Raw genomic sequence first — 12024 nt, 5'->3', positions numbered from 1 at the left:
ACTTGCAACTACCGATACAGGTATTTGACAACTTACAGAAATTTCTACAAAAAATCCCTACAGAACTGACAACAGCCCGGCAGAGGGCTGAGGGAAATGGGGATCTGTACCGGAAGCAGGCTCAACCTCAGACTGCCTGATAAGCTGGGCGGCCAACTGCAAAAACCGGCGAATGGGAGGGATCCGATAGCGATCGCTGGTGGTGACCATAACCACCTGTCGCCTCAATAGGGGGGGCTCGGTGGGTCGCACCTGCAAATCCGGATCGGCGCAGCAGTCCACCAGGGCCGACTCCGGCAGGAGGGCAATCAACTGCCCCTGTCGCACCACCCCCCGAAAGGCATCCAAGGTGTTCAGTTCCAGGGCTGCTTTGAGGGGAAGCCCCTGCCGGGCCAGATGGGATCCCACCAAGGAGCGCATAGCATAGCCATCCTTGAACACGGCCTGGGGATACTCCGCCAGCACCTTCCAGGGGATCTGCTCGTAGCGGCTGAGGGGATGGTTGGCGGGCATCAACACTTGAATCGGCTCCGAGTACAGTGGCTCCACCACTAGCTCTGCCCCCCGCGTCATCAGGGGGTTCTCCATCACCAGGGCCACATCCACCAGCCCATCCCTGAGCACCTTCAAGGCGCGGTCGCTGCCCAGAGCGGTAACCCGCAACTGCACCTCTGGGTACTCCCGGCAAAACTGTTGCAGCACCGGCGGCAGTTGATGGGCGATCAGAGAATGGATCCCAGCAATGCAGAGCTCAGTTTGCTGGCCCTGCAGCCATTCTCGAATGCTTTCCTGAGCCCGCTGCCATTCTTGACAGATGCGACGGGCATGGGGCAAAAGCCGTTCCCCGGCCACAGTTAGGGCCACCGGGCTTTTGCGATGCAACAGCGGAGCGCCCACTGCTTCTTCCAGGGCCTGGATCTGGCGGCTAATGGCCGATTGGGTCAGACCGCTGAGGCGAGCAGCGGCCAAAAAGCTACCTGTTTCCACCACGTTCAAAAAAGCTTGCAACAACTCCAGCCGCACCTGGGATCCCTTGATTTGATGTGATGATGTAACCAGCCGTGCTGGCATCCTAGCCGGGGAAGCGGTAGGCTTTTGTAAACACCGTTACAAGTTGTTTGTTGGACTGGGGATCCCCAAGCCAGGAGGAGAAGCAGATGGGTTGGGATCCAGCCTTGCTGGAGGGGCTGCTCAACTCTGCCATTCCGCACCTTTTCCCCGCTGCCCAAGTGGCCATCCGCCACAAGGGAAGGTGTATTTACTCAAGGGCGGCAGGTTATCTCGACCCTGAGACCCGGCGCCAACCAACAACCTCGGCCACCCGTTTTGACCTGGCCTCGCTGACCAAGCTCTACACCGCCACCGCCTGCATGGCCCTGGTGGAAGCCGGAGCGTTGCTGTTGGATCAACCGGTCAGTCTCCTGTTGCCGGAGTTTCAGGGATCCCGCCCCATTGCCCCCTATGAAGATCCTCTGCAGCCGGGGAAATGGATTGCTGTGGAACCGGAATCCTTAGGCCAGCTTGTTGCAACAGAACAGGTGACGGTGCGACAGTTGCTGGCCCACACCGCCGGTTTGCCCGCCTGGCGGCCCCTGTTTCGACAGCCCGATGCCGAATCGGCCCGGCACATGGCCCTGCACACCTTTTTGGCCTACAGGCCGGGATCCCGCAGAGTCTACAGCGATCTTGGATTGATCCTGCTGGGGCTGGCTTTGGAACGTCTGAGCGGAACCCCTCTGGATCAGATCTTGCATGCCCGGATCTTGCGGCCTCTGGGCCTGAGCCAAACTCAGTTTTATCCGGGGGATCCTTTCGACCCACCCCCTGTCTCTGTCTCTTGTGCCCCCACCGAGCTGTGTCCTTGGCGAAAGCGCCGCCTACAGGGGCAGGTTCACGACGAAAATGCCGCCCGCCTGGGCGGGATCGCCGGCCATGCCGGACTATTCGCCACGGCAGAGGAAGTAGCCGCTTTCGGAGAGAGTTTTTTGACGGGATCCCTGTTGCAGCCGCAGACGGTGAGGGAAATGACCCGCGAGCAGTTGCCTCAGCAAGGGGATGCCCACCGCTGTCACGAGCGCCGGGGTTTGGGGTTTGCCTTGCGCTCTCCGGATCCCTTGGCCAGCAGCTACCCGTTCAGCCCCAGCGCCTTCGGCCACACCGGCTTCACCGGAACCTCCCTGTGGATCGATCCAGAGCGGGAGCTGGTGGTGACGCTGCTCACCAACGCCGTCTACCACGGTCGGCAGGAGAACGGATTCCAGGCTTTCCGGGTTGCCTTCCATCAGGCCATCCTAGAGGGGCTTTCTTGATCATTGAGTCCCTGACCGTTCCCGCTAGGGTGCCGTAGGCATAACCGAGGCTGAGGTGGACGAGACCTTTTACCGACAGTTGGCAGACATGCTCTCCCGCGGGCCGCTGGTGGTGGCCACGGTGGTCCGCACCCAGGGATCTGTGCCTCGCCAGGCGGGGGCAAAACTGGCCGTGGGATCTGATGGCACCCTGTTGGGCACCATTGGCGGTGGAGCTGCCGAAGCGGAAGTCATTGCCCGAGCGCAAACCCTTTTGCAGGCTGCCGTTCCCGTTGGCGATGGCGAGAGCAGCGCGGAGCACTTCGGCAAGACGGAGTCCTGGCCGGCTGGGATGCCGGTTTCCCTCGATCTCAACAGCCCTCCCTTGGGCGTTTGCGGGGGACGGATGCACATTTGGCTACAGCGATGGCAGGGATCCCTTGCCCAAACGTTGGTGGCCCAGATCCTCCAGGCTCTGACCCAAGGGCAAAGGGCTTGGCTGATCACTCCCCTCCATCCTCAGGGGTTCCCCTACCTCAGCCTTAGCGACAGCGGTGCGGAGCACTTTGCCCCCCTGCCATCCCGCCCACAGCTCCTCGCGGGATCCTGGGTCGAGCCCCTCCTCCCTTCCCCCACCCTGCTGATCGTCGGAGCGGGCCACTGCGGCCTGTCCCTGGCCCAGATCGCCCATTTGGCCGGCTTTCGCATTTGGGTTCAGGACGATCGCCCGGACTGGGTAACCCCTCAGCGCTTTCCCGTTGCCGAGCGGCTGTGCTCAGAACCCTTTGCCCAACTTATCCCCCATCTGCACAGGATCCCGCAGCTCTACATCGCTCTTGTGACCCGCAGCTACAGCCTCGATTGCCAAATCCTGCGGGCCATCTACCACTCCGGCCTGACCCCCCACTACCTGGGGATGATCGGCAGCCGCAAGCGGGTACAAACCGTACTGCGAACCCTGGCCCAGGAAGGGATCCCGGAGACCGCCTTCAGTCGGCTCTTTGCCCCCATTGGCCTGGAGATCCACGCCGAAACCCCCGCCGAGATTGCCATCAGCATCACCGCCCAGCTCATCCAGGTGCGACGGGGATCCCCGAAGAGAATGCCCGGCGAAACCCAAGGTGTAGGCTTGCCGGTTAGCCGGAGGACAAGCTAGGCTAGAAAAGCGCCGCGGGGTAGAGCAGCCTGGTAGCTCGTCGGGCTCATAACCCGAAGGTCACTGGTTCAAATCCAGTCCCCGCTATACCTAGGGGACAGTTGCTTAGAGCAGCGTCCGCACATCCACCACCTTGCCGCTGACTGCCGCTGCGGCCACCATAGCCGGGCTCATGAGCAGAGTACGCCCGCTGGGGGATCCCTGGCGGCCCTTGAAGTTGCGGTTGGAAGAAGAGGCGCTGATCTGGCGCCCCACCAACCGATCCGGGTTCATCGCCAAACACATGGAGCAACCGGGATCCCGCCACTCAAACCCCGCCGCCTCGAAGATCTCCCGCAGGCCCTCCTGTTCTGCCTCCTGCTTTACCCGTTCTGAGCCGGGCACCACAAACGCCTTCACCCCTGGGGCCACCCGTCGCCCCTTAGCAATCTTGGCTGCCTCCCGCAGGTCGCTCAAGCGGCCATTGGTGCAACTGCCGATAAAACAGACATCCACCGGTGTCCCCACGATGGGATCCCCTGGCTGCAAGTCCATGTAGGCGTAGGCCTCTTTGGCCAGTTCCCGCTCGCTTTCCGGCAGATCCTCGGGGGCAGGGATCCGCTCATCCACCCCAATCCCTTGGCCGGGGGTGATCCCCCAAGTAACCGTCGGCGCAATATCTGCGGCCTGGAAGACCACCACATCGTCGTAGCGGGCATCGCCATCGCTGGCCAGGCTTCTCCACCAGGCTACCGCCTCTTCCCAATCCGATCCCTGTGGGGCAAACTCTCGCCCCCGCAAATACTCAAAGGTCACCGCATCGGGGTTGACGTAGCCACAGCGGGCTCCTCCCTCGATGGACATGTTGCAGAGGGTCATGCGCTCTTCCATGCTCATGGCTTCGATGGCACTGCCCCCGTACTCGTAGGCGTAGCCCACCCCGCCTTTGACCCCCAGCTTGCAGATGATGTGCAGGATCACGTCCTTGGCGTAGACTCCCGGCCCCAGCTTGCCCTGGATCTCAATGCGGCGCACCTTGAGCTTGGACAAGGCCAAGGTTTGGGTGGCCAATACATCCCGCACCTGGCTGGTGCCGATCCCAAAGGCAATGGCCCCAAAGGCCCCGTGGGTAGAGGTGTGGCTGTCCCCACAGGCAATGGTCATCCCCGGCAGAGTTAACCCCTGCTCCGGGGCAATCACATGCACGATCCCCTGCCGACCGGAGCCACTGTTGTAGAAACGGATGCCGTATTGCCGACAATTGCGCTCCAGTTCCTGGATCATCTCCTCCGCTAAGGGATCCGCAAAAGGCCGTGCCCGGTTGTCGGTGGGAATGATGTGATCCACTGTGGCCACCGTCCGCTCGGGAAACAGAACCGGCAGATGGCGCTCCCGCAGCATGGCAAAAGCCTGCGGGCTGGTCACCTCGTGGATCAGGTGCAGGCCGATGAACAACTGCGTCTGCCCAGAGGGCAAAATCCGCACCGTATGGGCATCCCACACCTTATCGAATAATGTCCTCTCGCTCATCTTTCTCGGCCCGCAGCCAAGTCCTGTGAACTTTCAATGTGCTACTTGGGGAAAGGGTTGTCAAGGTACGGGCTGCCGTTATCGCTATGCGATCCCGGTGGGCGAAGGCGGATCTGAGTCCTCAAACCGGGAAACCCCTGCCTCAGCCAACGAGAAACTCGCCCTTCAAACGGGATCCCTGAAGGCCGGCCAAGGCAAAAAGCGATAGCCCGCCTCTTGAATGGCAGCGACGATATCCGGCAGGGCCTCTGCGGTGTGGGGCCAGCGATCGTGGAGCAGCAAAACCAGGGGCTGATCGGAAGCCTGGATCGCCGGCAACTGAGCTCGAACACGCTCCAAAAGTTGGGCTGCGCTTTGGCCCGCGTAAGCATCTTCCGGGCTCATGTTCCAGTAAAGAACTCGATATCCTGCCTGCTCCAGAGAGCGACGCAAAGCAGAATCTAGGCGAAAACCTCCCGGTGGGCGAACAACCAGTTGGGGATCTAAGTTCAACGCTTTGAGCAGTTGGGTTGTCTGATCCACCTCAGCATAAAACAGCTCATTGCTTCCGTAGAGACGTTGATAATCGTGGGTAAAAGTATGATTGGCTAGGGTGTGGTGATGGGCCTGAATCGATTGAGCCAATTCTGGAAATCGGGAAACGTGGGTGCCAATAACAAAGAAAGTGGCCGGGATCTGAAGATCATCCAAAACCTGTAAAAGTCGGGGGGTAGACTGAGGCCAGGGGCCATCATCAATGGTCAGAAAGGCAGAACGAGGTGGCACTTCCAGTAAAGGCCCCAGCACTTCTTCTAAAGGCAGTTGCAAAGGTTGAGTATTTTCTGCCGGATCGAGAAAGTCGGGATCCGGGATCCAGCCATGCTGCAGAAACACCTGCACATGAGCGGGAGCAGGGGTAATCAACAGTCGCCCCGTCTGCTCATTTTGGTTGCCCCAGCTCAGCCGATAGGGCAGATCCGAAGCGACCTCGACGGTTGTTGTATGGGTAATGACTCCGTAGGGGATGTCGATCACATAATGCCCGTTCACCTCTTCTTGATGGATCCAGGCTGCCGAAGGAGCTGATAGATAAATGAGCAAATCTTGGGGATTGGCGCCGCGCACCACCCGAATGCTTTCAATGGGGAGAATGAGGTTGTATTCCGAGGTGGCCGTCAGGTTCAGCTCAAAAAGAGGCTGGGCCTCTACCGTGCAGTAGTAGATCAGTCCAACCAGTAGGAAGGCTAGGCAAAATATCAACGCTTTCAACGCTTTCAGAGAGTGCATGGAATGGCTTAATCCTTCGCAACCAATCATAGGACAGAAGCCACCCAAGCTCGATAGAGCCCATCAATTTAGTGAGGATCCGGAAGGCCCTGGGATCCCAGGTGGCGAGAGCAGGCGCTCTTCCCATTTACGTGCAGGTGAGGCCCGTCGGATGTCCCGCCAAATGGCTGTGGCAGCTAGGGTGCCATCGGCAACCGCAATCGACACTTGGTTCAGGCCCTGCTTCAAATTGCCCAGTGCAAACAGCCGCGGATGAGCAGTGCGACACCACTCGTCGGTTAGCAGGTTTTCCCCTTGCCATTTCAAGCCGGGGATCCCTTTCAAATAAGCATTGTGGTATTTGGCTCCCATCGCCACCAAGCCGGTGGTCGCTTCGATGTAGGTGCCATCTTCCAGCTCCACACCCTGCAATTGATGGTTTTCTCCCCAAAAACGACGAATGGGAGTTTCGTAGAGTGGGTAGCCATGATCCGCCAGTTTTTTGCGCATGTCGGGGCCGACCGAGCAGAGGCCGTGGGTCAACACCGAGATATAGGGTGTAAACCAGTTGAGGACAAAAGCTGTATTGATCCGATCTTCTGAATTGACGATCAACACCGCCTTCTGATCCCGCATTTCGTAGCCATCGCAGATCATACAGACATGCAGTGAATAGCCCGCGTAGTCGTAAACATTCTGCATATCCGACAACTGGGGCAAGTAATCCATAATGCCGGTTGCCGCGATCAAATATTTGCTCCGAAAAACGGGGTAGAGGCTGTTCATTTTTCCCACCTTGACCTTGACTGCAAAAAGGTCTCCCTCATCGGTGGCATCTTCCACAAAACCGCGCAGGTAATCTACCCCCAAGCTGAGGGCATGCTCTGTTCCCTGGCGCAACAGCTCTCGCCCTGGAGTGGTCGGGGGCAAGCCCAGATAATTGCGCAAATCCTGCATCCAAAAAGATCGGCCTCTGCCCTTCTCCACCACCAGGCAACTCAGTCCGTAACGGGCCAGATAGATTGCCGCCGATAGTCCCCCTGCTCCTCCTCCGGCCACGATCACGTCATAGATTTTGTTCAAAGCAACTTCTAGATTCCTGCTGCTCAGTTTCATGGACGGGATCCCCTCACGAGCTTTTTGCCGGGTGATCTCAGGTCGTTGGCTGCGGCCTGAAAAATCTTAAGAAACTCTATATGTTCCGAGGACTGCTTATCCTGCTGAGTCCACCACATTTCTGTTGAGGCGTGATCCAAGTGAAGGGAGCAGTCCCAACAACCGTCTAGCAACCGTCTAGAATGGGGACTGAACTCCCCATCAGGAGGAAAGCCCTATGCCAGGTATCTTAGCGGCCATTGCCCTGATCTTTATTGGCTACCTGTTCAACTCGGTCAAAATCATCAGCCAGGGATATGAGGCACTGGTAGAGCGTTTAGGCAGGTTTCACCGCAAGTTGACCCCAGGATTGCACTTTATTCTTCCCCCCATCGATAGGATTGTGTTCCGGGAAACCATCCGCGAGAAGGTGTTGGATGTGCCTCCTCAGCAGTGCATCACCAGCGACAACGTCTCTTTGATGGCCGATGCGGTGGTCTACTGGCGCATCACCGACATGATCAAGGCCCGCTATGCGGTCGAGGACGTGCAGCGGGCTTTGATTAACCTGGTGCTGACGGCTCTGCGGGCAGAAATTGGCCGTATGGATTTGGATCAAACCTTTTCCTCCCGCGCCGAGATCAACGCTCGCCTTTTGACAGAGCTGGACGAGGCCACAGATCCCTGGGGGATCAAGATCACCCGCGTGGAAGTCAGGGACATTCAACCCTCCAAAACCGTGCAAGACTCGATGGAAAAACAAATGGCTGCCGAGCGGGAAAAGCGGGCCGCTATTCTGAAATCAGAAGGGGAGCAGCAGGCCAGCATCAACCAGGCTGCGGGGGCCGCCAAGGCACAGCTATTGCGAGCAGAAGCGGAGAAGCGAGAGCGGCTGCTGCTGGCTGAAGGCACGGCTGAAGCCATCAAAACCATTGCCGCCACGCTGCAGGAGAACCCAGAGGCAGCCAATGCGCTGCAATACCTGATGGCGCAAAATTATATTGACATGGGCCTCAAGGTGGGCAGCAGTCCCAGCGCGAAGGTGATCTTCATGGATCCCAATTCGATCCCTGGCACCCTGCAAGGGCTGCTCTCCATGGTGGACGTGGCTAAGGGTGGGGAAGGTTCTCGCACAGTGACCTCTCAGAAGCTGCGCACCCCGACCGCTTTCCCAACCGAAGTGGACTTTCCCCGGCTCGACTGAGTTGACTGACCATGATGGCCCAGGATCTGGCTTGGCTGCTGGTGGGACAGGTGGTGGCGGCCCACGGCTTGCGGGGCTGGCTGCGGGTTAGGTGCTGGTCGGATTTCCCAGAACGCCTCACAGAGCCCGGACCGCGCTGGCTGCAGCGGGATACGGATCCCGAGCCCCTGCTGCATTCCCTGATTGAGGGGCAGTTTTTCCCGGCTAAGGGTCTTTATTTGGTGCGACTGGAAGGGATCCCCGATCGAACGGCGGCTGAGACTTGGGTAGGAGCTAGGCTGCTGGTGCCGGCTTCCCACCGCTTGCCCCTGCAGCCGGAAGAGTACCACTACCGCGATCTCATCGGCTTGACCGTCTATCGCCAGGGGGAGCTGCTGGGACATGTTTCGGGGATTTTGGCAGCCGGCCAGGATGTGCTGGAGATAACAACCCCTGATCACCGGCAGGTGTTGATCCCCTTTGTGAAAGCCCTGGTGCCCGTCGTGGATTTGGAAAAAGGCGCACTGCACGTGCAGCCGCCGCCTGGGCTGGTGGAGAGCTTTCTGGGTTAGAGTTCGACAAGACGGCCTGACTTCCGTACCTGCATCCCATCCTGAACTTGGCCCTCAGAAGCGCCTGTGTGGCCGTTCTAGCCTTTTGTGCTATTATAGGGGCAGTTTTTTGATGCTAAGCTCATCCTAGGCCTTTAAGGTCAATTTTTCTGGGTTTCTGTTGATCTTGGCCGGGAGCCTTCTTCGGAATTGGAGTTGGGAATGACGGAAAACTACGGTGCAGAGCAGATCCAAGTTTTGGAAGGCTTGGAGGCTGTGCGCAAGCGGCCTGGCATGTATATTGGCTCCACCGGGCCGAAGGGGTTGCACCATTTGGTGTACGAGGTGGTGGACAACTCCGTTGATGAGGCCCTGGCCGGCTATTGCGACGATATTCAGATCAGCCTGCATCCCGACGGCTCGGTAGCCGTCTTGGACAATGGCCGTGGCATTCCGGTGGACATCCACCCCAAAACCGGTCAGTCGGCCCTGGTTACGGTGCTGACGGTGTTGCATGCGGGGGGCAAGTTTGGCGGTGGCGGCTACAAGGTCTCCGGCGGGCTGCACGGCGTGGGCGTATCGGTGGTGAATGCCCTCTCCGAATGGGTGGAGGTGACGGTTTGGCGAGAGGGCAAGGTTTACTTTCAACGGTTCGAGCGCGGGGCGGTGGTGGGATCCCTGAAATCCGAACCCCAGCCCAAGGGATCCAATCGACGGGGTACAGAGGTGCGCTTCAAGCCGGATGGGCTGATCTTTCCCGAGCGAGAGTTCGACTATGCCCTGCTGGCGGCCCGCTTTCGCGAATTGGCCTACCTCAATGCCGGCTTGAAAATTACCTTTAGCGATCTGCGGCGGGATCCGCCCCACTGCGAAACCTATCAATATGCAGGCGGCATCAGGGAATATGTAGCCTTTATCAACCACGAAAAAACGCCCATCCACTCCGACATCATCTACATCCAAGGGGAGCGGGATGGTGTGGAGGTGGAAGTGGCGCTGCAGTGGTGCTCGGATGTGTACACCGACAATTTGATCGGCTTTGCCAACAACATCCGCACCAACGAAGGGGGTACCCACCTGGAGGGCTTGAAAACCTCTCTTACCCTCACCATCAACAGTCAAGCCCGCAAGCTCAACAAGCTGAAAGACTCCGACAGCAACCTGGCCGGAGAAAATGTGCGCGAGGGGTTGACGGCCATCGTCTCGGTCAAGGTGCCCAACCCCGAGTTTGAGGGGCAAACCAAAACCAAGTTGGGCAACACCGAGGTGCGGGGCATTGTGCAAACCCTCGTCTCCGAGGCGCTCACGGAGTACTTGGAATTCAACCCCAACGTGGCCAGGGGGATCGTCGATAAGGCCATCCAGTCCTTCAATGCTGCCGAGGCAGCCCGGCGGGCCAGGGAATTGGTGCGGCGCAAATCTGCCCTGGAATCTTCCACGCTGCCGGGGAAGTTGGCCGATTGCAGTTGCCGCGACCCGGCGGAATCTGAGGTGTATTTGGTGGAAGGCGACTCTGCAGGCGGCAGCGCCAAACAGGGTCGGGATCGGCAGTTTCAGGCGGTGTTGCCCCTGCGCGGCAAGATTCTCAACATTGAAAAGGCAGATCCCGCCAAGATCTACAAAAACGCCGAAATTCAGGCCATGATCACAGCGCTGGGTTTGGGGGTGAAAGGGGATGAATTTGATCCTAGCCAACTGCGCTACCACCGCATCATCCTCATGACCGATGCTGACGTGGACGGCAGCCACATTCGCACCCTGTTGCTGACCTTTTTCTACCGCTATCAAAAGGCGCTTCTGGAACAGGGCTATGTCTACATCGCCTGTCCGCCGCTCTACAAAATCGAGTGGGGTCGCAACAATGTTCGCTACTGCTACAGCGACGCCGAGAAAGACCAAATCCTGCGGGGGCTGCCTGCCAACGCCAAGTACACCATCCAACGGTTCAAGGGTCTGGGGGAAATGATGCCTGAACAACTTTGGGAGACCACCATGAACCCGGCAACGCGCACCCTCAAACAAATCACCATCGAAGATGCGGTGGAGGCGGATCGCATTTTCACCATCTTGATGGGAGATGCCGTTGGCCCCCGACGGGAGTTTATTGAGGCCCACAGTGCCCATTTGGATCTGGCGGCTCTCGATATTTAGCGACTCTCGATATTTAGCGACTCTCGATATTGGGTGGAGAGAACTCTGTCCCGCCTCTTCGGGGCCCACGGCAGGGGGAAAGTGCTCCGCACCGCTGGCGCGAACGTAACGGTGTTGCAGACGAGGCCGCGAGCAGCCAAAAGCTCCCGGACGGGGCAAGATCCCAGTTGCAGCCCAGACCCTGTGGCAAAGTGAGGGAGGAGCGCTCAAGATCCTGCCATGCCTGCATTCCTTACCGCTCTTCTCGCTGCGCTGGGGGGCTATCTCCTGGGATCCATCCCGACCGGCTACTGGGTAGGTCGTTGGTGGGGAGGCATCGATATTCGCCAACAGGGATCCGGCTCTACCGGAGCAACCAATGTGTTGCGGACGTTGGGCAAGGGGCCCGCCCTGCTGGTGTTGCTGGTGGATGCTGCCAAGGGGGCAGCAGCAGTTGCCCTGGGATCGGCCTTGGGATCCGCGTGGTGGGTGGTTTTGGCGGCATTGTTCGCAGTGATCGGCCATAGCCGTTCCTGCTGGCTGGGCTTCAGGGGGGGCAAATCGGTGGCCACCAGCCTGGGGATCTTGTTGGCTATGGCTTGGCCAGTAGCCCTGACAACTTTCGGCGTCTGGCTGCTGGGGCTCGCCCTCACCCGCATCGTTTCCTTCAGCTCCCTGCTGGCGGCAGTTGCGGCTCCGGTGATGATGTGGGCAACGGCTCAGCCTTTGCCCTATTTGTTGTTTGCGCTGGCGGGCGGGGTGTATGTGATCGGTGCTCATCGGCGCAACATCGAGCGCCTACTGGCCGGGTCGGAGCCGCGCATTGGCCAAAAATGGACGCAATCTCCCTAATTTTCAAGGCACTGT

At 59.1% G+C, this 12024-nt stretch carries 10 protein-coding genes and 1 tRNA gene; 7 read left to right on the top strand and 4 right to left on the bottom strand.

All coding sequences use genetic code 11. From position 1 onward, the window contains the following. Positions 1 to 57: 57 nt before the first annotated feature. A complete protein-coding gene (locus ACVWYZ_RS01415) occupies positions 58 to 1023 on the bottom strand; it encodes a LysR family transcriptional regulator (protein WP_414424654.1) in 966 nt (321 codons plus the stop codon). A 134-nt stretch (positions 1024 to 1157) separates the two neighbouring features. Here ACVWYZ_RS01415 and ACVWYZ_RS01410 point away from each other — a divergent pair, with 134 nt between their 5' ends. The 3 genes from ACVWYZ_RS01410 to ACVWYZ_RS01400 all read left to right on the top strand — a co-directional run bounded on the left by ACVWYZ_RS01410 (position 1158) and on the right by ACVWYZ_RS01400 (position 3531). Then, complete coding sequence (locus ACVWYZ_RS01410; RefSeq protein WP_457465629.1) at positions 1158 to 2309, top strand: serine hydrolase domain-containing protein; 1152 nt, start codon at positions 1158 to 1160, stop codon at positions 2307 to 2309. A 55-nt stretch (positions 2310 to 2364) separates the two neighbouring features. Further along, positions 2365 to 3444 (top strand): XdhC family protein, encoded by a 1080-nt coding sequence (locus ACVWYZ_RS01405; protein WP_457465628.1) that lies wholly within the window; start codon positions 2365 to 2367, stop codon positions 3442 to 3444. Between the two features lie 13 nt (positions 3445 to 3457). After that, positions 3458 to 3531, top strand: a tRNA-Met gene (locus tag ACVWYZ_RS01400). Between the two features lie 18 nt (positions 3532 to 3549). Here ACVWYZ_RS01400 and leuC read toward each other — a convergent pair. The 3 genes from leuC to ACVWYZ_RS01385 form a co-directional block, all read right to left on the bottom strand. Further along, entirely contained in the window at positions 3550 to 4953 is a 1404-nt protein-coding gene (gene leuC, locus ACVWYZ_RS01395) for a 3-isopropylmalate dehydratase large subunit (protein ID WP_414375061.1), read from the bottom strand. A gap of 165 nt (positions 4954 to 5118) precedes the next feature. Beyond that, positions 5119 to 6219 carry a polysaccharide deacetylase family protein gene (locus ACVWYZ_RS01390; protein ID WP_414356193.1) on the bottom strand — a complete coding sequence of 367 codons (1101 nt, stop codon included), beginning with the start codon at positions 6217 to 6219 and terminating at the stop codon, positions 5119 to 5121. 63 nt (positions 6220 to 6282) lie between these two features. Then, a complete protein-coding gene (locus ACVWYZ_RS01385) occupies positions 6283 to 7314 on the bottom strand; it encodes an NAD(P)/FAD-dependent oxidoreductase (RefSeq protein WP_457465625.1) in 1032 nt (343 codons plus the stop codon). Between the two features lie 217 nt (positions 7315 to 7531). Here ACVWYZ_RS01385 and ACVWYZ_RS01380 point away from each other — a divergent pair, with 217 nt between their 5' ends. From ACVWYZ_RS01380 to plsY, 4 genes are all read left to right on the top strand, one after another. Then, positions 7532 to 8497 carry an SPFH domain-containing protein gene (locus ACVWYZ_RS01380; RefSeq protein WP_414356189.1) on the top strand — a complete coding sequence of 322 codons (966 nt, stop codon included), beginning with the start codon at positions 7532 to 7534 and terminating at the stop codon, positions 8495 to 8497. An 11-nt stretch (positions 8498 to 8508) separates the two neighbouring features. Continuing rightward, on the top strand, positions 8509 to 9048 hold the full coding sequence (gene rimM / locus ACVWYZ_RS01375) for a ribosome maturation factor RimM (protein WP_457465623.1): 540 nt from the start codon (positions 8509 to 8511) through the stop codon (positions 9046 to 9048). Between the two features lie 201 nt (positions 9049 to 9249). After that, positions 9250 to 11178, top strand: a complete 1929-nt coding sequence (gyrB, locus tag ACVWYZ_RS01370; RefSeq protein ID WP_414356185.1) for a DNA topoisomerase (ATP-hydrolyzing) subunit B — start codon at positions 9250 to 9252, stop codon at positions 11176 to 11178. A gap of 219 nt (positions 11179 to 11397) precedes the next feature. Then, positions 11398 to 12009, top strand: a complete 612-nt coding sequence (gene plsY / locus ACVWYZ_RS01365) for a glycerol-3-phosphate 1-O-acyltransferase PlsY (RefSeq protein WP_457465621.1) — start codon at positions 11398 to 11400, stop codon at positions 12007 to 12009. Positions 12010 to 12024: the final 15 nt, after the last annotated feature.

It is taken from the genome of Thermostichus sp. MS-CIW-37 (genome assembly GCF_054060065.1).
The sequence above is the reverse complement of the archived record's forward strand: the minus strand, read 5'-3'. Positions and strand labels throughout refer to the sequence as shown.

Excerpts from the sequence above, each read along its gene's own strand:
- ACVWYZ_RS01410 (WP_457465629.1), top strand. The coding sequence starts at position 1,158 with ATGGGTTGGGATCCAGCCTTGCTGGAGGGGCTGCTCAACTCTGCCATT.
- leuC (WP_414375061.1), bottom strand. The coding sequence starts at position 4,953 with ATGAGCGAGAGGACATTATTCGATAAGGTGTGGGATGCCCATACGGTG.
- plsY (WP_457465621.1), top strand. The coding sequence starts at position 11,398 with ATGCCTGCATTCCTTACCGCTCTTCTCGCTGCGCTGGGGGGCTATCTC.
- gyrB (WP_414356185.1), top strand. The coding sequence starts at position 9,250 with ATGACGGAAAACTACGGTGCAGAGCAGATCCAAGTTTTGGAAGGCTTG.
- rimM (WP_457465623.1), top strand. The coding sequence starts at position 8,509 with ATGATGGCCCAGGATCTGGCTTGGCTGCTGGTGGGACAGGTGGTGGCG.
- ACVWYZ_RS01390 (WP_414356193.1), bottom strand. The coding sequence starts at position 6,219 with ATGCACTCTCTGAAAGCGTTGAAAGCGTTGATATTTTGCCTAGCCTTC.
- ACVWYZ_RS01385 (WP_457465625.1), bottom strand. The coding sequence starts at position 7,314 with ATGAAACTGAGCAGCAGGAATCTAGAAGTTGCTTTGAACAAAATCTAT.
- ACVWYZ_RS01380 (WP_414356189.1), top strand. The coding sequence starts at position 7,532 with ATGCCAGGTATCTTAGCGGCCATTGCCCTGATCTTTATTGGCTACCTG.